The following is a 19,105-nucleotide window of genomic DNA, read 5'->3' as shown; positions in this document are numbered from 1 at the left end:
TTTTAAATGGGTTTGTAAATCCAGCAAACGTTTTTATTTTTTGCTGTAACTTCCAATAAAAAACAAACGTTAATTAGATTCCGTATCCTTTACCTCGGTGTTATCACCATAATATTTTACACGATCTCCCATAAGATACATTTTTTTCTTGCCTGGAATAATCAAAAATTGCGTGTATAGCCATTCACCACTTCCTTTTATTTTGTACCAAAATGTATAGGAAGAACTGTCGAATCCTTCTTTGTAGATAGGAATTCCTTCATCACTGCATTTTATTCCCCATACCATCTCTTTTTTAGACAGATTTTCTAATTGAAAAATACCTGTACCATCAGCATTAATCTGGATAATGGGTTTTTGTTTTCCTTCAATTAAATAAATACCGGCAACAGGCTGACCTATGTCTGTAGTCATAAAATGTTCGTGAAATTTGTAGGTAATAGAGGTAACTTTAGCTTGCGAATGTAATTGTGATATACCTATAAAAAGGGCAAGAAAGAGTAGTTTTAAGGATTTCATCAGGATTGGGATTTAGTTTTTTATTCGTATTTTTTTTTGCGATATTTTTTTTGCGAATATAGTTTAAATTGGAAAAGTTATTCAATTAATTGTAAAAAGCTTTTTTAAAATTTTATTTTCTTTAAAAAAAACTTTAAAAGTTCATGTGTTATAGCCCCTAAACCTCCCTAATGTAGGATTTTGCTGAGTTTTTATTTACTGGAATAAAAGAATCAGAAGTGTTTTTGTCTTTAACTTTCAACGATTTTTTTATCGAAAAATAAATATGTTTCTGTCTAAATGGTTATACATTTGCAATACTAAAAAGCAATATTTGTTGTTATATAGAAAAAGTTATATGAAAAATTTTTGGATTTTGTTTTTAATAAGCGCTATAGGTTTTGCGCAGGATTTTAATAAACTGGATACCAACGGTAAAAAAGACGGTGTTTGGAAAGGTACTTATGAAGTGTCAAAAAGACCTCGTTATGAGGGTACTTTCAGCCATGGAAAAGAAGTTGGAGTCTTTAAGTTTTTTGATGATACTAAAAAAGGAGATGTAATAGCAACCCGTGATTTTACAGCTAATGACGGAAGCGCCTATACTATTTTTTATGACCAGAAAAATAACAAGGTAAGTGAAGGAAAAGTGATTGGAAAAAATTATGAAGGCGAATGGAAATATTATCACAAGTCTTCAAAAATAATCATGACGCTTGAAAACTATAAAAATGGTAAGCTGGAAGGTAAAAGAACCGTTTATTATCCAAACGAAAAAGTGGCTGAAGAAATAACGTATAAAAATGGTCTGAAAGAAGGCATTTATAAAAAATTTGGGCAAAACGGTATCATTTTAGAGCAAACTACATATGCTAATAACCAATATAATGGTGATGCAATTTTTTATGATTCAGATGGAGTAGTAGCCTCAAAAGGTAAATTTTTAAACGGAAAAAAAGTTGGGAAGTGGCAATTTTATTTGAAAGGGAAATTGACAAAAGAAGTCAATATGAGCGATCCTAAAAGCAACTATCGTGCAGATTCAAAACCTAAAATGGAATAGGTTTTTTCGTTATAAAAGGCTGTTTTAATTTAAAATAATAGTAAGTTTACTGCCTAAATCGATAATCTATGAAAGTTAAAACGCTACTATTATTTTTGTTTTTCTCAGCGACGTATGCACAAAACAAAGCCGAAGCTGAAAAACTTGTTGATGAAGGGATAGAACTTCATGACAAAGGAGATTACGACGGTGCAATTGCCAAGTATAGTAAGGCTTTAGAAATCGATAAAGACAACTTATTGGCATTGACAGAAAAAGCAATGTCTTTAAATACGTCCGGTAAATATGATGAGTCCATACAGGTTGCTAAACACACGATTTCTACCCACCCTAAAGAAGATCTTAGTACCGTTTATGTAAGTTATGCAAACTCATTAGATCATCTTCACAAACTTGATGAAGCACTGAAGATATATGATGAAGGAATTAAAAAATTTCCGGATTATCATCAGTTGTATTTTAATAAAGGAGTATGCTATGCTAACTCAAATAAATATGGCGAAGCTGTAGATTGCTTGCAAAAAGCACTTTTGGTAAACCCTAATCATGCAGGTTCATTAAATGCGATTGGAATCATGGAAATGAGCAGCAACAGAATTCCTGCTATTTTAGCTTTTTCAAGATTTTTAATAGTAGAACCACAAACGTCCAGAGCTAAAAAGAATCTTGAGAGTTTACAAAATTTGCTGATGCAGGGAGTGAAGCAGTCGGACGAAAAAATTACGATAAGTATTAATTCGGATATGTTGGCTGATCCAAAAGGCAAAAAGAAAGAAAATGATTTCTCTCAGACAGATTTGATCTTATCAATGGCGGCGGGCTTAGATTTTGATAAAAAGAATACAGCCAAGACAGATGTTGAAAAATTTATAGGAAAATTTGAAACAATCTGTGCCTCACTTGACGAAACAAAAAAAGGAAATTCAGGTTTTTATTGGCAAAACTTAGCACCTTATTTTATCGAAATGAAAGAGAAAAAATTGATTGAACCTTTTGCTTACATAGCATTTGCAAGTTCCGGAAAGGAAGATGTTTCTAAATGGCTTAAACAAAATCAGGCAGAACTTGAGAAATTTTATACATGGTCTACGGGATATAATTGGAAAAAATAATAAATATTCCGTGAAAGTAATCATTCTGACGCAATATTTTAAAAGGATAATTGAGTTAAATTTGCTTTGCTAATACTTTTTGACTAAATGGATTTAAACGAACTTACCGGAAGATTTTTTTTGTTGTTCTTTTCAATTTTGGTTTTGTATTTTTTTTCCAACCGAAAAGATAACGAAACCATAAATCCACTGATGGTCATTGTAGGACTTTGTACTTTTTCGCTTTGTTATTTGTTTACAAAAATTGAGATTGGAGTAGGGATCGGATTTGGCTTGTTTGCTATTTTTTCAATTTTAAGATTTCGTACACAATCTTTTACAGTAAACGCCATCATTTTTCTTTTTGCCACCATCACACTTTCTATTTTAGACATCATGTATCCATATGAGAAAATAGAAATTCTGCTGTTTTTTCAATTCATTATAATAGGTTTTTATATTGCTGCTTCCATAATAGTGAACAGAAAAGCATCCAGATATTTGAATACTGTCAATGTTAAAATTGCATTAGCCCCTAACTTTTCTTTAAATAATGAAACTATCAGGAAAGCTATTCAGGACAAAATGAATATCAAAGATTTAGACTTTAAAATCATCAATATTAATACAGTTGTAAACGAAATTGATGTTTTAGTTTTTTACTGATTATTCATTAAAAGGTCTGACTTGTTTGATGTATAACTCTCTGTTTTTGCCAACAATTTTGAATTCAATATCGACAGGATGGTATTGGTTTTTTCTCCAGTAGCGATACATTTTTTCTTCAATTTTTTTACTGACTACAAAAAGATTATTGATTTCTTTTCTATTCAATATGGGTTCATTGTTATTGAGATTTGAATTAGAAGTATAATCTACATCAAAATCTGTATCCTTAGTTCCGGTATTAAAATGATAAATAACAAACTGTTCGCAAACTTCTCCTTTTTCAGGTTTAACAACCGAATTTTCTCCTTTTTGCACGTTAACCGTAATTCCGGAGAAATTGGTTCTGAATATATTTTTTGTTATCACAACGCCATTAGCCAATTCATCAGGAAAAGACCTATGCAACAAAACGCCCATTGCAATGTTTTGCTGGTCAATGCCAAAAAGCTCTCTTTCGTTATAGGAGGCTTCATTCCATACACTTGCCCAAACCTGTTTAATGGCTTTTTCGAATGTTTTGATACTGTCACCCAAAATACCGGTTTTCGAATCGTATAAACCGGCACCGTTAAAATCATCGAGATCTTCTGCATTAGTAGAAGACCGAAACCTGAAATTTTTGAAAGCCGCATTTTGAAAGGCTGTATTTAGCTTCGCAATCAAATTTGGATCGATTGGTTCTTTTTTAACAGCATCTCTTATCTTTTTTAACTGGAGATTAATCCATTGTACAGAATCTTTATGCGGATACGCTAAAAGTTCTTTTATCAGAGGTGCAATATTTTTCTTTTGAATGTGTTTTCTGTAGAAATAAAATGGAATTGCATGTGCGTCTTCGGGTGTTTTAAACGAAAATTCTTTTGAAGCAGCAATTAAGTAAGCCATGTTTTGTGCCTTTGAGCCAATGTAGTTCACCCCTTTTTTAGGGATTTTGGATAAATCCACCAATTGCGTTACACTGCTGTCTATAATCAGTTTTTTCTTTTTTGTATTGGTTTTCGGAACTATTTTTTTGTTGCTTTCTTTGATAAAAAAAGTATCAACCTTGATTTTTAATTCTACTTTTTTTGAAAGCAGTTTTTTGATGTTGTTGTCCTTATCAACGGTTGTGTAAGCCATTATCGGAATTTTTCTGTTTTTACCCAAAAGCACCAAATGACTTAACGGTGTCTGGAGTTCATTCACAATAATTCCTCTTACATTTGGCAAAATATCAGGCGTTCCGTCCAGAATTATAATTTCATCAGGACTTGGTTTTGTTTTTTCTAAATCCTTTATTTTATATTGCTTGAGAATACCCACATTACTTCCGGAAACAACTTCCTGATACGTAATTTCATTAAAAATATAATTTGATTTAACACACGGAATTTTAAATTTTTGCTGTTGAAACCATTCTGTTTGCTCAGGATTATTCAGGTAAAATTTTAAATCTTTACCAATAAAAGAAGAGCTTACAATTAAATGATAAAAGCGTTCAATTAATAAAACAGGCATATGATCTGAAGCTGCCAGTTCAAAAATCCATTTGTCAGTTCCCTTGATATGATTCAGGTTTCCTAATAAAAATTCTCTGCCTTTATCTGTATTACTATAGTTGTTATCATTAAAGATGTCTAGGTCTTTGCCGTATCCTAAATAATTGGTCACAAAATCATAATGCAGACGAATAAGTGTACTGTTAAAATAATACATCTTTTGCTTTTTCAAATCATAAATGACTTTTACTGATTCGATATTCGAAAATTTATCAGATAAGGGTTTGCCTTTAAATGCTTGGTATGCCTTATATTTTGGTAAGGAAGCACTATAATTTTGGGCACTTAAAGTCGTAAAAATGAGTAAGAAAATAAAAGTAAAAAAGGGTTTTGGCATGACATTTTAATTGATGATTAAAAGTAATTAAAAAAGCCATAGGTTTTATCTACCCTTTCATTATATAAACTAATCAAAAGAGGTATAATTATCTATAATTTGATTTATCTTTGCACCCTTGTAAAAATATAAACGATTTAGAATGAAACGTGTAGTTGTTGGACTTTCCGGTGGAGTAGATTCGAGTGTTGCAGCTTATTTACTGCAGCAGCAGGGTTACGAAGTTATTGGCCTTTTTATGAAAAACTGGCATGATGACTCTGTGACTATTTCAAATGAATGTCCGTGGCTGGAAGACAGCAATGACGCTTTGCTGGTAGCAGAAAAACTAGGAATACCGTTTCAGACTGTTGATTTGAGCGAGGAGTACAAAGAAAAAATTGTTGACTACATGTTCAACGAATACGAAAAAGGAAGAACTCCAAATCCTGATGTACTTTGTAACCGCGAAATCAAGTTTGATGTTTTCATGAAAATTGCCTTAAGTCTTGGTGCCGATTATGTGGCCACAGGACATTATTGTCAAAAAAGTGAAATTGAAGTTGATGGAAAAGCTGTTTATCAGTTAATCGCCGGAGCGGATAATAACAAAGATCAATCGTACTTTTTATGTCAGCTGTCTCAGGAACAGTTGTCTAAAGCATTATTTCCAATTGGAGATTTGACTAAACCTCAGGTTCGTGAAATTGCAGCAGAAATGGAATTGGTAACGGCGGAGAAGAAAGATTCTCAGGGACTTTGTTTCATTGGTAAAGTACGTTTACCGGAATTTTTGCAACAAAAATTACAGCCTAAAGAAGGAAAAATTGTTCAGATTGATAAAAATGATCCGATTTATACAGTTGAAAAGCCAGCCGGATTATCTTTGGAAGAAGAATTAAAAACGGAAGCCCAAAAGTTGAATTATAGACCGGAGATGGGAAAAATTATGGGTAAACATCAGGGAGCTCATTATTTTACTGTTGGACAGAGAAAAGGGTTAAATGTTGGCGGAACTACTGATCCGCTATTTGTTATCGCAACAGATGTTGAAACCAATACGATCTATACAGGATTAACAAGCAATCATCCCGGATTGTTTAAAAAAGCCTTGTTTATAGAAAAATCGGAAGTACATTGGATTCGTACTGATTTAGTCTTGAATGTTGGAGAAACTATGGAAGTAATGGCAAGAATTCGTTATCGCCAGCCTTTGCAAAAAGCAAGTCTGCACCAATTTGAAGACGGAATGTATGTTCGTTTCGAAGAACCGCAATCAGCAATTACTGAAGGCCAATTTGTAGCCTGGTATTTAGAAAATGAATTAGTTGGTTCGGGAGTAATTTCATAGCTTTATACTTTTTTGTAAAGGTTCTGGCCTTAAAAAAGTAAATTGCTATTTTATGAAGATACATTACTCCATTCTATTCTTATTGATTTCTACTGTGATGTTTTCGCAGGAAGATGCCTGGGTTTATTTTAATGCCAAGCCAAATGCGCAAACCTACTTAGACTCTCCGTTATTGATGCTTTCCCAACGTTCTTTAGACAGAAGAACTAATCAAAGTATCGCTCTAAATACTACAGATGCTCCCTTAGAAAAAACATATGTTGATCAGATAAAATCAAGTACAGGAATTACTGTTCTGGCACAATCAAAGTGGTTGAATGCGCTTCATGTACAGGGGAGTCAAACCAATATTTTAGCATTAAAATCAATTTCATTTGTAGATAAAGTTGTTTTTGCAAATAAGGCATTAAATACAACGTCAAAAAAAGTTCTTGAAAATCAAATTGTAAATACAAACGATAAACTCGAAACAGCAGCTAATTATACCTATGGAACTTCGGCAAATCAAATTCAGATGCTGAACGGGCATATTTTGCATCAGCAAAATTATACCGGAACCGGAAAAATAATTGCTGTTATGGATGCCGGTTTTCCAGGTGTAAATACTGCTCAGCCTTTTCAGAATCTTATTGCTAATAACAGAATTTTGGGAGGATATGATTATGTTTCCAGAAATGATAATTTTTATGCTGGAGGTGATCATGGTACAATGGTACTTTCGACAATGGGAGGCTATAAGGAAAATGCTTTAATTGGTACTGCACCCGATGCATCATACTATTTATTTATTACTGAAAGCGATCCTTTAGAAGCCCCGTTTGAAGAATCGCTTTGGGTAGAAGCAGCAGAAAAAGCAGATAGCCTGGGTGTCGACATTATTACTACCTCATTAGGATATTTTGGTGATCGCGATAATCCGGATTATAATCATAGCTATAGTGATATGAACGGAACGACAAATTTTATTTCCAGAGGTGCACAAATTGCTTTTAGTAAGGGAATAATTGTAGTAGCTTCTGCCGGGAATGAAGGAACTCAGACTGAAAAACATATCGGATCGCCTGCTGATGCTGTTTCCGTTATTACTGTAGGCTCTGTTACTGCCTCAAAAGTTAAATCATCTACTAGTTCTATTGGTCCCAGTTATGACGGAAGAATAAAACCTGATGTTATGGCTCAAGGTAATGCTGCTGTAGTTTCGAATACTTCAGGCAATATTATTACAGCTAGCGGGACTTCCTTTTCATGCCCAATTATGGCCGGAATGATTGCTTGTCTATGGCAGGCTTTTCCAACAAAAACAAATCAGGAAATTAGAGATATGATCATTAAGTCTTCGGATAAGTATTTAACACCTGATAATAATTACGGTTACGGAATTCCAAATTTTGGTGCTATTACATTAGCAGTTGATAGTTTCGTAAATAAAGATTTTACTGTTTATCCAAATCCTGCTAAAACCACTATCACATTCTCGTTTTCTGATGAAATAAATAATGCTACGGTTATTGTTTACTCTATTTTAGGACAAAAAGTAATTGACAAAAAGATAACGGGGCAAGACCCAAATCTTTCTATAGAATCATTAAAAAGCGGACTCTATTTTTATACTTTTGATGCTGATGGTCTACATAAAACGGGAAAGATTATAAAACAATAATAGTTTTGAATGAATAAAATTACCCAACTTTTTAATATAAAATATCCAATTATTCAAGGCGGTATGATTTGGAGCAGTGGTTATAAATTAGCTTCTGCAGTAAGCAATGCCGGTGGTTTAGGCCTTATTGGCGCTGGATCGATGTATCCGGAAGTATTGCGTGAGCATATTCAAAAATGCAAAAGAGCAACTGATAAACCATTTGGGGTAAACATTCCGATGTTGTATCCAAATATTGAAGAAATTATGAATATAGTGGTTGATGAAGGAGTGAAAATTGTTTTTACTTCGGCAGGAAATCCTAAAACGTGGACTTCATTTTTGAAATCAAAAGGAATTACGGTTGTGCATGTTGTCAGCAGCAGTATTTTTGCTTTAAAAGCACAAAAAGCCGGAGTTGATGCCATTGTAGCAGAAGGTTTTGAAGCCGGTGGTCACAATGGTCGTGAAGAAACCACAACACTGACTTTGATTCCGATGGTAAAAGAAAAAATCCAGATTCCGATTATTGCTGCGGGTGGAATCGCTACCGGTAGAGGAATGTTGGCCGTAATGATTTTAGGCGCAGATGGTGTTCAGGTTGGAAGCCGTTTTGCTGCATCATTAGAATCATCTTCACACCATAATTTCAAACAAAAGATATTAGATCTAAAAGAAGGTGATACCCAATTGACACTGAAAGAATTAGCGCCTGTGAGGTTGGTTAAAAATAAATTTTATGAGGATGTTCAGGATTTATATAGAAAATGCCCTTCAAAAGAAGATTTAGCACAGCTTTTAGGTAGAGCAAGAGCAAAAAAAGGAATGTTTGAAGGAGATCTTGAAGAAGGTGAACTTGAAATAGGACAAATTGCAGGATTGATTCATGAAATTTTACCTGCAGAAAAAATAATTCATCAAATGATTACCGATTTTGAAGCTGCTTGTCAGGAAAAAACTAAATTTGAGTTTTAATAGCCCCTATAACTACATTATGAATATTTTACGTCACTATATAGTACTTCTTTTTCTCGTATTAGCAATACAGCAAACCTACAGTCAGTCTTATCGATTTAAAACATCGGGTTTTAGTGTTTTAGAAAAAAACGATAAAGGAAAATGGGGCGAATGGTCAAATCTGGATCTGGTTAATCTTTCTGTAATATTAGATACAGAAAAGCACAGAATTGTTGTGTATTCGCAGGAAATACAGCTTTTTAATATTATTGAATATATCGAAAGGGAAGAAAATGATACTGATATTGTCTATTCATTTGTATGTAAGGACAATAGTGGTATTGACTGCAAAATTTCAATTATTACACGTAAAAAACAAGACTATCGTAAACAGTTGTACATTAATTATGAGAATCATATTATTGTGTATAATATTTTTAATGTCTAATTATTCAAAGGTTTTTGGATAGGGAATAAAAAACAAACCCGACAATTTTTTAAACTGTCGGGCTATTTTTATATAATTATTTTCAGTATTTACTTAGAAACAATAACTACTATTTTATTAAAATCGGCAGCTGCATTAATAACTGATTTGTATTGTTCAAAACTGGCTAGAGGATAATTTATAAGGTTATAAAATTCTGTGTTTTCAACCGTAATTTCATTCTTGTTTTGAGTGTAATTACTGGTAAAAGCAGCCTCAGTTTTACCATCAAGGTCAGTTTTGAAATTCATTACAAATTTGTCCAGATTTTTAATTGTTGCCCCTTCCGGTAATATAATTTTAATTTTTCTGGTATAGTAATGCGGATAATGAATTTCTATAGGAAGTATACGTTTGTCTTTTTGATAAAGTTCCATTTGTCTTCCAATAGTCTGTCCTACAGAAAATAAATAATTTGGCCCTGCTTTCTGTATCATATCTTTACCATCAAAAGTTAGGTTTAGTTTATAAGGTTTTTTGCCAATAAACTCAGTTCCGTCATTTTCAGTAGTAAGTGTTTTGTATTCGCTTTGTAAAGTATAATTTTCAGAAATATTTTTAAGCATTGTTCTGTACTGATCAGCGGACACAAAGTCTTTTATAGGTTGGAAATTTAATCCGGAATACCCTCCATAAGTCATATTACTTGTAACCAAAGGGTTTTCAATATCTTGTGTAAAATCGACAGTAATATCCATATAGTCATGCGTAATTTCAGTCCCTGGAATTTCGATAAAATTTACTTCTCCAATCCCCATCGGAACACCTGCAAAAATTTTCTCTTTTATGAATAATCCATTGTTGTTTCCTAAATAATTTGGAAATAGGGGTAAACGATATTCTATTTCAGTTGGGGTAAGGTATTTTTTTATACCTGGGAAATAAAATAAAAACTCGTTAAGATTTTCGTGACTTTCAAAGTCTTTGTCAAAAGGAATTTTATATCGGTTTGAAGTGAAAACAATATTTTGTTCTATTTTAAAGTATTTAAAAACTGCGGTATATAATTTTATAATATCCAGACTATTCGCCTGCTTTGTATTGATAACATCACTCAAAGATGGTTTTGAGTCTGTATACTTGTCATAAATAATTGTTTTTTTAATCTTGTTCTCAATATTCCAAATTTGCTCCTGAGGATCTTTTGATTCAGGAATAGATTTACAGAATGCTGCAATTGCTTTTTCTTGTTTTTTATCTAAAACCGGATTGATTCGCTCATAAGTATTGGTTGCATATTCTTTAAAGTTATTCAGATTTTTAGCACCGGAGTATAGATTCTGGTCCAATTTATAACGGAAAAGTTTTAATCTGACATCCCAATTCGAATATTCTTCATCGTCTTTTAAAGCTGCTATATCTTTTTCAGATATGCTCAGAACCTTTTTGTTTTCCAGCTTATTTTCATCTAAAACCGGTTCACTTAAACCATTGTATGATTTAGTTTTGAAAATTAGATGCACGGGTGTAATCAAATCAAAATTAAATTCGGCAATTGGGTATTGATCCTGCATTTTAATGGTATTCCCATTTAAATCAGGAGCCTCTTCTATTACATATAGTTTTTCTATGACAGCTCCCTTTTCAAGACCGTTAAGAGCAAAATAGTTGTATTTCATACCTTTTTCCTCATCAACTTCTTCTTTAATATCTTTTTTGTCCAAATTAATGACCTTTCCATTTTTTAAGATCACACGTACTTTAGTAGTCAGAATATTCTCCTGATTGCCAAATGGGATGTAAACTTTGTTATTGCGTTCTATAGCATCATCAGAATTAATATATTTTTTTTCGTGTATTAAGCGGTATTGGGTTGCCGTATTTTTATCTACAATAATTTCTATTTTTAATGTACGGTTTAAGAAAATTTCCTTCTCATCTGCATATTTTTTTGGGACGTCAATTTTGGTGTCTTTTTCGTTCCAGTCATAGGTTTTAAAACTATAATCCTGAGCAAAAAAAACAGATGTGCTTAGGATTGTAATAAAGCTGAGGAACTTTTTTAGGAATTGTTTTTTCATTATTTTTCGAGTAAAATTATGGTTTCGTTATAATTAGTTTTTAGTTTTTTGATTGCCTCGTTCCAGGGGTCAAAATCGTTTTTATTAAGTAATAATTTTTTTTGTATTAAGCTGATATTTAGATACAGAATATTATTTTTTAGTTCATATGTAAAATGAGCTTTTATATAATTGTTATCCAGATCAAAGTTTTTAGGCAGATATTTTATACTGTAGTTTTTAGGAATTTCTAAAGTATATTGTGTTGTAAATTGCGTCAGATATTCAAATTCATATTGCGAAACGCGGTCTTTTGCAATGATTGCCTTTTCTAAAAATTTATCTAAAAACAAATTCACATAAATTTCTTTATCCACTTTTACGATATAATTATCAAGGTCAAAATTGTAATCAATTGCATACGGTAAATCTTTATCAGTTAGATTTTCTTCTTTAAAATCTTTTAAATCGAATTTATTATTTCCTTTTAAAACCAGAGATTTGATCATTTCACGACGCGCTTTATTTGCGGCATCGCCAATTTGCATTAAAGTATGGCTTCGGTTGTAACCGTAACGCTCCATCTTTGCAGATCCGCTCAGTTTGCTGTTTTCAATTTTTAAATTTATTGTTTCCCTAATTTCGTTTTGATTAGCAGGAACGACCGGTACCGGATAAATCTTGTATTGACTATTTTCACTAAAAAGAACTTCTTTTCCTTGTATAAAAGCCGTTGGAATTCCGTATCGGGTTTCTTTATCAGTTGCATCTAAAAAGATGTACTCATCACCCTTTTTAAAGACAGCAATCATATGATTATCAACTGAAGGTGTCGCCAAATCATTATACGAATATGGAATACTTCGTGTACCAATCCAGGCAATGGTAACATTTTTCACATCTGCATATAGTGCCATACACGAAATAATATTGCCCATATCTTTACAATCTCCAAACTTTCTTTCGAATACCAAACTGGCTTCACGCGGAATAAAACCTTCGTATCCATTTTCAAAAGCAATATATTTGATGTTTTCTTTGACCCAATAAAAAATAGTTTTAATTTTTTCTTCATCCGTTTTTTTGTCTTTGGTAATTTCCAAAGACAGTGCTTTTAACTCCGGATCTTCTTTTTTGTTTAAGTTTTTTACAAACTGTTGATAATAATTATAAAGCTCAGGAATATCTCCCAAAACCGGAGTTGTTTTGTTGTCTATTGTGTATTCTTTTATATAGAAATTGATATGAGGTACTATATACAAATAGCCTGGTGCATTTTCTTCGTATTTAGCAGGCTTTATATCAGATAAGGTCCATTTATGAATCCATTTTCCCTTTTTTTCAGTCTTTGAATAAGAAATAGTTTGATTAGGATCATTAAAAATTTTATAATCAATAACAATGTTTTTGTCAGCCCTGATTTCCAAAGAAGAATTTTGTATAGGTATAGCATCACCAAATATAAATTTGTGAAGCAGATGCGGATCTAAAAACTGTGTTTGATATTCGTATACTTTTTTTGCTCCTGTTTCTATGTTCGGAAACGTAAGCTGGCGTTCTTTTACATCATTATAAAAAACAGAACTTTGTTGTGACTGTTTTTCAATGGTCTGGGTTACCTTTATCTTTTTTTCTTTCCCATTTTCATTAATAACGGTATACGCATCATAGTTTTTCAATAAAATTAAATCAGAATAAGAAAAGGATTCTTTGTTATTAAATATTCCGTTTTGGGTCAAAACCATTGACTCATAATGATTGTCCTGTATAATTTTTAAGCCGTTATTTTCAATAGAAATATCATATACTTCAGCGTTTTGCAAAATGATTTCATTATAGTCCGGATACAGGTTTTTAATATCCTGAAACGATTTTTGTGCAATTGCCAAAATAGAATTTAAAGCGAAGAATGCAGTCAGAAAAAAAGTTTTATTTAATAATTTCGACCAATTCATCTGAATCATATTTTTTTGTTTGTGTAAGTTTTCCGGCACTGTAAATCAAAGAATTTCCGTGTAATTCGTCATTTCTAAATGATAAATCGGCAATAAGCATTCCATCTTCTTTGAAGTATAATTGTTTACCATCAAATCCATTATTAACAAAGTTTTCTTTTTTAGATGGTTTGCCATTTGCGTAGTATTCAGTTCTTTCACCTTCTAAATTGTTGTTTTTGTAGGTACATTCATATTCAGGTTTACCCTCTATATTATTGATGATAAATTTACCGTTTATGCTTCCTTTATCTAAAGTAAACTGAATTGCAATTTTTCCATTAGGGTAAGAAGATGTAATTTCTGAAGTTTGTTTTTCAATAGTTACCTTTTCATTCAACTCTCCTGTTTTGTTCTTTCGGATAAAATATCTTGGGATATTGTTTTGATAGCCAATGATTACTAAGGCTTCTCCTTTTTGATTATAGTAAATGGTTTCGCCCTCAATAGAGCCGTTTACTGATGAGTATTCCATCATTTTGGATTTGTTGTTATAGTAACGAATCGTTTTTCCATTTTCAACTCCAAAAAGATATTCTTCTGTAATCCTTAGATTTCCGGCGTAATCGTAATGTTTGCTTTGCCCGTTTAATTTACCGCAATAGTAGTTTCTCTCTGAAAGAAGACTGCCAACGGGGCTATATGTTTTATATAAATTATGGACTTTTCCGTTTATATATTCAGCTTCAGTTATTTTAGTTTTAAATTTATCTAATGCACTAAATTTACCATTCAAAATACCATTTGTCATTTCATAATTTTTGATGTAAGCCCCATTTTGAAATGATAAAGTAAATTTTTCGGTTTTGTTTTTGTAATCAATTTCATTTTCAAGTTTTCCTTTGGTATCGAAAGTTTTGCGATTTACCATATAGCTGTTTATATAATGCTCAATAATAGAGATGTTTCCACTTTGAGTGTATATAAATTTGTCAGAGACAACATCATTAGCAGCCATAAATCCTTCAGTACTGACTTTTCCGTCAGGATAAAAAGTTTGAAATGGTCCGTTTTGTTCTCCTTTTTCGTAGTTATAAATTTGATTTACTTTATTTCCATCATAAGTTTCATAGCGTCCGCTTATGGTATCGTTAGTGGAGTTATATTTGCTTGATAAATCACCATTTAAGAGGTAATTTGTGCTGATGCCATTTGTCTTTCCATTAACATATGATTCATTTAGGCTAGTAATCCCTGAGGAGTATAAATAATTCCATTCGCCCGTTCTTTTTCCCTTTTCAAAAGCACCTTTTACTTTGAGCGAACCATCAAAATTTTTAGTTTCAAAACTTTTTTTGGTCAGATTTATTTCTGTTCCTTTTGGTGAATTTGAAGTAAACTGCAGACCAGACTTTAACTCTCCGGATTTATATTTCTCTTCAAAATATTTATTTCCGTCATTATCAAAACAATCATATGTTTCTAATTCTCCTTTGTCATTATAAAAACTTTCATATGATTTTTTGCCATTTTCAAAATACTCGCTTGATTTGGTAATATTGCCTGAAGTATAAATATTTTCTTTTTCTAAAGTTGAATTTGCGTAGTAAGATTTGTAAATTCCATCGATAACACCATTTTTATAAACAGCTTCAGATTTTACAAGTTTACCATCAAAGTATTGTAAATAGTTGCCTTCAATCTTATCATTTAAGCAATTATAAGTTTCTGTTAAAGCTCCTGACTCATTGTAAGAGTTATACTTTCCACTCAGTTTTCCATCAGTAATATCAATTTCGGTTTTTTTGGTTCCTGTTTCGTATAAGCAGATAAAAGTACCGTTACGTTCGCCATTAGTAAAATTTATTTCACAGTTTTTACCTCCATTTGGATAGTAGGAAGTACTAATTCCATCAAGTTTGTCATCTTTATAATTTTCAATTAGAGCTAAATTTCCATTTTCATAATAAGTAGTCCTTTTTCCATCTAATTTTCCTGCGGTAAAATATTTTTCTTCATTCAACATTCCTTTTTCATTATAATATTTTTGCTGGCCATCAAGAAGTCCATTTTTAAAATTTAGTTCTCCACCTAAATTTCCGTAGACATTTACGTATTTACATTTGCCATGAAACTCTCCATTTATTTGAGGACCAATTATAAAAGGTTTTTCATTTCTGATGGTAACGACTACATCCTCTGTATTTCCAAAAATATCCAGTTTTCTTTTTGCAAAAACAGACCAGAAATCTTTTAGCAAATAATCGTCACGGAAAGAAGTAATTTTTTTCTTTTGCTTGTTCAGTTCTTTTCCAAGTTTATCTTCCATAGAAAGTAGACTGTAGTAAGAGTAGCCCTCCAGCTGATTTTTTTCAACAAGGCTTTTCACCCACGGAATGTAAGTTGTTTCAAAGAATCCGTCCCCCATTTTATGTTCTGTTGCATATTCGGCAATGGCCTGGACCTGGCGTGTTATTTTGTCATCGATACCCGACTTAATTTTGTAGACCTTTTTTAATGGTAATTGATTTCTTAAAATGGTTTCAATATCTTCAAAGTTATCACCGGATTTTGAAAAAACTAATTTGTTTTCGTTAAGGTAATTTTGGCCAAAATTGGCATTTAGATTCATAATTGCCTCATTAGCATATTGTCCTGTTGGGGCAATGGCAAGATAGCTCATTAAGGCAAGGGTGCCTTCGGTTATTTTTCCGTTTTCAAAAGCCATTATACCTAATAAATAATGTGACTGTGCATGATTTGGGTTGTTTGTAACAACTCTTTTAAGCAGGTCAAGCGCTTTTTGATTTTCCTTTTTACGGATGTATAGTATTGCGTAATTATACAGAAATGTAGATGAATAGGGTAAATATTTTTCGCCTTCTTTAAAAATTTTTTCAGAAGATTCATATTCTTTTTCATCGCTTAAAAATATAGCATACATCCTGTATAAATCAGGATATTCAGCCATTTTTCCTTTAGAATATAAATCTTCTAAGAATGTTTTGAGTTCACTTTTTTTATCTTGAGCAGAGAGTGTTAAACCTATTTCGTACTGAGCATTTAGATATTTAGGATCTGTTTTACTGATTTTGTAATATTCTTTTAAGGCTTCGTCATATTTTTTATCATCGTGCAGGCTGGCACCTTTGCTAATTATAGACTCACTATTGTATACAGAAGCGTAATCAGTTTGTGCATAGTTTTTTGAAAATGAAACTAAAAAAAACACCAATAAAAGTTTTTTCATTATGAATTTAGGTTTTTCAAATATAAAAATTTTGGATAAACCTGAATCAATTATAGGTATTTCTTTATTAATTATTTTCGCATACTCTTAAGATGTAATGATACTTAAGAATAAAGCGTTAAAATATTAAATATTCTTAATTTAGTCTAATCAATATCCTTGATAAATTCATCATATTCTAAATAAAACATTTCCAGAGCATTCATTTTTTCGAAAAAGAAATCAAAAATAATATCCCAGTTGTTGCGATTGCTAAAGCCAACTCCGGATTTTTCAACCCAGATTCTGCTAATGGTCTTGCCGCTTTCCAGAGTATAGTTTTTTTCGAAAACCAAATCTTTAATGAACTCTTCATTCAGGATGTTTTTTAGAGCTTCTAATTTTTTAAAATAAGCAATTCGTTTCTCATCGCTTCTTTGTTCTATATCAATTAAAACTTGCGCTTTTTTATTGTCTACATAAAATTTAAAGGAAAAGTCTTTGATCTTGGTATCATAAAGTACCCATTTTCTAGGATACTTTTCGGCAAAAGCCACCCAGAATTCTCTTTTTAGTTTTTGTGATTCTTCTCTGCTGTACATTTTCAGGGTTTTGGTTTTAGAAAACTTGTGAAAACGCGTTTTCTGGGCTATATTTATAATTTATTTGAAAGTACAAAAATAAACTTTGATTATGGATTTTCAAGATTTTTTGCAATATGTTCCTAAATTAATTCCGGTTGAACTTCCGGCTGATAAAGCACATGTAAAAATGGCTCCTTTAGAAAGGATTCAGTTAATGAAAAACCTTGATTTATCAACCAAAAAACCAAGAATTGCAGCCGTTATGATGTTGTTATATCCTAAAGATGATAAAACACATTTGGTTTTAATTGTTCGTAATGCTTATAATGGCGTGCACTCTTCTCAAATTGCTTTTCCGGGTGGTAAGTATGAAATTTCAGATGCTGATTTTCGTGAAACGGCTTTGCGCGAAACACACGAAGAAGTAGGAATCTCATCTGAAAAAATAGAGATTATTAAGCAATTTACACCAATGTATATTCCGCCAAGTAATTTTTTAGTACATCCCTTTTTAGGAATTTCATCACAAGAACTTTCATTTTACCCTGATATCAGAGAGGTAGCAGATATTATAGAACTCCCGCTTTCAGTTTTTTTAAATGATGAAATTATAATTGAGGCCACACTATCAACCTCATATGCCACTAATATTTCAGTTCCTGCATTTAATATTCAAAATCATGTAGTTTGGGGAGCAACGGCGATGATATTAAGTGAATTAAGAGAAGTTTTGAAAATTACTTTTGAAAAAAAAGATTTAAAAACGTAAATTTAATGATTTGATATTCATTATTATAACTGTTTATTTTTGAAAATGTTTATGAAAATTTCCAGAAAAATAATTTTTGTATGTTTGCGCCTTAACAAAAACACATAATTCACTGCTATGGGATTGTTTAAACGAAATCCTTTTGGACATATATTATTTATTAAAAAATGGTTAATCCGCATTTTGGGCGCCATGACACACAGACGATATAGAGGTTTTAATGATTTGCAGATTGATGGATCTGAAATAATTAAATCATTACCTGATACGAATGTTTTGTTTATATCCAACCATCAGACCTATTTTGCCGATGTGGTAGCGATGTTCCATGTTTTTAATGCAAGCTTAAGTGGTCGCCAGGATAATATTAAAAATATTGGGTATTTATGGCAGCCAAAAATGAATATTTACTATGTTGCGGCCAAAGAAACGATGCAGGCTGGTTTACTGCCAAGAATTTTAGCCTACGTGGGAGCAATTACCGTAGAAAGAACCTGGCGCTCAAAAGGAGTGGACGTAACTGAAAAGCGTGATGTTAATCCAAATGATACTGAAAACATTAGAATCGCTCTTGAAGATGGCTGGGTAATCACATTTCCACAGGGTACTACAAAATCGTTTAAACCTGTTCGTAAAGGTACTGCACACATTATCAAGCAGCATAAACCTATTGTAATACCAATTGTTATTGATGGGTTTCGCCGTTCATTTGATAAAAAAGGCCTTCGAATGAAAAAGAAAAATATTCTGCAATCATTTATTATCAAAGAGCCTCTTGAGATTGATTATGAAAATGATACTATTGAAGAAATTGTTGAAAAAGTAGAATATGCAATAGAACAGCATCCATCATTTTTAAAAGTTATCCCGGCAGAAGAATTAAAAGTCCAGGAAGAACTTAATGAAATGAGAAGATGGAGTTATAAGGCTTCAGAAAACGAAAATTAGATTTTTAAAAGTTTCAAGTTTAATTTCAGTTT

15 protein-coding genes are annotated in these 19,105 nt (G+C 32.0%); 9 read left to right on the top strand and 6 right to left on the bottom strand.

What is annotated here, in order from left to right:
* Nucleotides 1–69: 69 nt before the first annotated feature.
* Nucleotides 70–519, bottom strand: coding sequence for a hypothetical protein (locus FLACHUCJ7_RS10615; RefSeq protein ID WP_180908892.1), 450 nt, complete (start codon nucleotides 517–519; stop codon nucleotides 70–72).
* A gap of 337 nt (nucleotides 520–856) precedes the next feature.
* Here FLACHUCJ7_RS10615 and FLACHUCJ7_RS10610 point away from each other — a divergent pair, with 337 nt between their 5' ends.
* The 3 genes from FLACHUCJ7_RS10610 to FLACHUCJ7_RS10600 all read left to right on the top strand — a co-directional run bounded on the left by FLACHUCJ7_RS10610 (nucleotide 857) and on the right by FLACHUCJ7_RS10600 (nucleotide 3,318).
* Nucleotides 857–1,561 carry a toxin-antitoxin system YwqK family antitoxin gene (locus tag FLACHUCJ7_RS10610; protein ID WP_078226317.1) on the top strand — a complete coding sequence of 235 codons (705 nt, stop codon included), beginning with the start codon at nucleotides 857–859 and terminating at the stop codon, nucleotides 1,559–1,561.
* A 68-nt stretch (nucleotides 1,562–1,629) separates the two neighbouring features.
* Nucleotides 1,630–2,673, top strand: a complete 1,044-nt coding sequence (locus FLACHUCJ7_RS10605) for a tetratricopeptide repeat protein (protein ID WP_180908891.1) — start codon at nucleotides 1,630–1,632, stop codon at nucleotides 2,671–2,673.
* An 87-nt stretch (nucleotides 2,674–2,760) separates the two neighbouring features.
* Nucleotides 2,761–3,318, top strand: coding sequence for a DUF4956 domain-containing protein (locus tag FLACHUCJ7_RS10600; protein ID WP_180908890.1), 558 nt, complete (start codon nucleotides 2,761–2,763; stop codon nucleotides 3,316–3,318).
* Here FLACHUCJ7_RS10600 and FLACHUCJ7_RS10595 read toward each other — a convergent pair whose 3' ends face one another.
* Nucleotides 3,319–5,196, bottom strand: coding sequence for a PEP/pyruvate-binding domain-containing protein (locus tag FLACHUCJ7_RS10595; RefSeq protein ID WP_180908889.1), 1,878 nt, complete (start codon nucleotides 5,194–5,196; stop codon nucleotides 3,319–3,321).
* A gap of 142 nt (nucleotides 5,197–5,338) precedes the next feature.
* Here FLACHUCJ7_RS10595 and mnmA point away from each other — a divergent pair, with 142 nt between their 5' ends.
* Genes mnmA through FLACHUCJ7_RS10575 form a run of 4 tightly spaced genes read left to right on the top strand, consistent with a single transcriptional unit; the run spans nucleotide 5,339 to nucleotide 9,570 of the window.
* Complete coding sequence (mnmA, locus tag FLACHUCJ7_RS10590) at nucleotides 5,339–6,526, top strand: tRNA 2-thiouridine(34) synthase MnmA (protein ID WP_180908888.1); 1,188 nt, start codon at nucleotides 5,339–5,341, stop codon at nucleotides 6,524–6,526.
* A gap of 52 nt (nucleotides 6,527–6,578) precedes the next feature.
* On the top strand, nucleotides 6,579–8,186 hold the full coding sequence (locus FLACHUCJ7_RS10585) for a S8 family serine peptidase (RefSeq protein ID WP_078226322.1): 1,608 nt from the start codon (nucleotides 6,579–6,581) through the stop codon (nucleotides 8,184–8,186).
* Between the two features lie 9 nt (nucleotides 8,187–8,195).
* Nucleotides 8,196–9,140, top strand: coding sequence for an NAD(P)H-dependent flavin oxidoreductase (locus FLACHUCJ7_RS10580; RefSeq protein ID WP_180908887.1), 945 nt, complete (start codon nucleotides 8,196–8,198; stop codon nucleotides 9,138–9,140).
* Nucleotides 9,141–9,159: 19 nt separating this feature from the next.
* Nucleotides 9,160–9,570: a hypothetical protein gene (locus FLACHUCJ7_RS10575; RefSeq protein WP_180908886.1), complete on the top strand. Its 411-nt coding sequence runs from the start codon at nucleotides 9,160–9,162 to the stop codon at nucleotides 9,568–9,570.
* An 89-nt stretch (nucleotides 9,571–9,659) separates the two neighbouring features.
* On the opposite strand, the gene FLACHUCJ7_RS10570 is transcribed toward FLACHUCJ7_RS10575, so the two are convergent.
* From FLACHUCJ7_RS10570 to FLACHUCJ7_RS10555, 4 genes are all read right to left on the bottom strand, one after another.
* Complete coding sequence (locus FLACHUCJ7_RS10570) at nucleotides 9,660–11,630, bottom strand: DUF3857 domain-containing protein (protein WP_180908885.1); 1,971 nt, start codon at nucleotides 11,628–11,630, stop codon at nucleotides 9,660–9,662.
* Complete coding sequence (locus FLACHUCJ7_RS10565; RefSeq protein ID WP_180908884.1) at nucleotides 11,630–13,564, bottom strand: DUF3857 domain-containing protein; 1,935 nt, start codon at nucleotides 13,562–13,564, stop codon at nucleotides 11,630–11,632. Before FLACHUCJ7_RS10565 ends, FLACHUCJ7_RS10570 begins: the two co-directional genes overlap by 1 nt.
* Nucleotides 13,539–16,793, bottom strand: coding sequence for a toxin-antitoxin system YwqK family antitoxin (locus tag FLACHUCJ7_RS10560; protein ID WP_180908883.1), 3,255 nt, complete (start codon nucleotides 16,791–16,793; stop codon nucleotides 13,539–13,541). Before FLACHUCJ7_RS10560 ends, FLACHUCJ7_RS10565 begins: the two co-directional genes overlap by 26 nt.
* A 146-nt stretch (nucleotides 16,794–16,939) precedes the next feature.
* Nucleotides 16,940–17,374, bottom strand: coding sequence for a DUF4268 domain-containing protein (locus FLACHUCJ7_RS10555; RefSeq protein ID WP_180908882.1), 435 nt, complete (start codon nucleotides 17,372–17,374; stop codon nucleotides 16,940–16,942).
* Nucleotides 17,375–17,465: 91 nt separating this feature from the next.
* Between FLACHUCJ7_RS10555 and FLACHUCJ7_RS10550 the strand changes: the two genes are divergently transcribed.
* Both FLACHUCJ7_RS10550 and FLACHUCJ7_RS10545 read left to right on the top strand, forming a co-directional pair.
* Complete coding sequence (locus FLACHUCJ7_RS10550) at nucleotides 17,466–18,125, top strand: NUDIX hydrolase (RefSeq protein WP_078226329.1); 660 nt, start codon at nucleotides 17,466–17,468, stop codon at nucleotides 18,123–18,125.
* Between the two features lie 117 nt (nucleotides 18,126–18,242).
* Nucleotides 18,243–19,073: a lysophospholipid acyltransferase family protein gene (locus tag FLACHUCJ7_RS10545; protein WP_031457312.1), complete on the top strand. Its 831-nt coding sequence runs from the start codon at nucleotides 18,243–18,245 to the stop codon at nucleotides 19,071–19,073.
* Nucleotides 19,074–19,105 lie beyond the last annotated feature (32 nt).

The sequence above is a fragment of the Flavobacterium salmonis genome (assembly GCF_903819435.1).
Classification (GTDB): domain Bacteria; phylum Bacteroidota; class Bacteroidia; order Flavobacteriales; family Flavobacteriaceae; genus Flavobacterium; species Flavobacterium chungangense.
The sequence above is the reverse complement of the archived record's forward strand: the minus strand, read 5'-3'. Positions and strand labels throughout refer to the sequence as shown.

Coding starts and splice junctions, on each gene's coding strand:
- FLACHUCJ7_RS10615 (WP_180908892.1), bottom strand. CDS start 519: ATGAAATCCTTAAAACTACTCTTTCTTGCCCTTTTTATAGGTATATCA.
- FLACHUCJ7_RS10610 (WP_078226317.1), top strand. CDS start 857: ATGAAAAATTTTTGGATTTTGTTTTTAATAAGCGCTATAGGTTTTGCG.
- FLACHUCJ7_RS10605 (WP_180908891.1), top strand. CDS start 1,630: ATGAAAGTTAAAACGCTACTATTATTTTTGTTTTTCTCAGCGACGTAT.
- FLACHUCJ7_RS10600 (WP_180908890.1), top strand. CDS start 2,761: ATGGATTTAAACGAACTTACCGGAAGATTTTTTTTGTTGTTCTTTTCA.
- FLACHUCJ7_RS10595 (WP_180908889.1), bottom strand. CDS start 5,196: ATGCCAAAACCCTTTTTTACTTTTATTTTCTTACTCATTTTTACGACT.
- mnmA (WP_180908888.1), top strand. CDS start 5,339: ATGAAACGTGTAGTTGTTGGACTTTCCGGTGGAGTAGATTCGAGTGTT.
- FLACHUCJ7_RS10585 (WP_078226322.1), top strand. CDS start 6,579: ATGAAGATACATTACTCCATTCTATTCTTATTGATTTCTACTGTGATG.
- FLACHUCJ7_RS10580 (WP_180908887.1), top strand. CDS start 8,196: ATGAATAAAATTACCCAACTTTTTAATATAAAATATCCAATTATTCAA.
- FLACHUCJ7_RS10575 (WP_180908886.1), top strand. CDS start 9,160: ATGAATATTTTACGTCACTATATAGTACTTCTTTTTCTCGTATTAGCA.
- FLACHUCJ7_RS10570 (WP_180908885.1), bottom strand. CDS start 11,630: ATGAAAAAACAATTCCTAAAAAAGTTCCTCAGCTTTATTACAATCCTA.
- FLACHUCJ7_RS10565 (WP_180908884.1), bottom strand. CDS start 13,564: ATGAATTGGTCGAAATTATTAAATAAAACTTTTTTTCTGACTGCATTC.
- FLACHUCJ7_RS10560 (WP_180908883.1), bottom strand. CDS start 16,793: ATGAAAAAACTTTTATTGGTGTTTTTTTTAGTTTCATTTTCAAAAAAC.
- FLACHUCJ7_RS10555 (WP_180908882.1), bottom strand. CDS start 17,374: ATGTACAGCAGAGAAGAATCACAAAAACTAAAAAGAGAATTCTGGGTG.
- FLACHUCJ7_RS10550 (WP_078226329.1), top strand. CDS start 17,466: ATGGATTTTCAAGATTTTTTGCAATATGTTCCTAAATTAATTCCGGTT.
- FLACHUCJ7_RS10545 (WP_031457312.1), top strand. CDS start 18,243: ATGGGATTGTTTAAACGAAATCCTTTTGGACATATATTATTTATTAAA.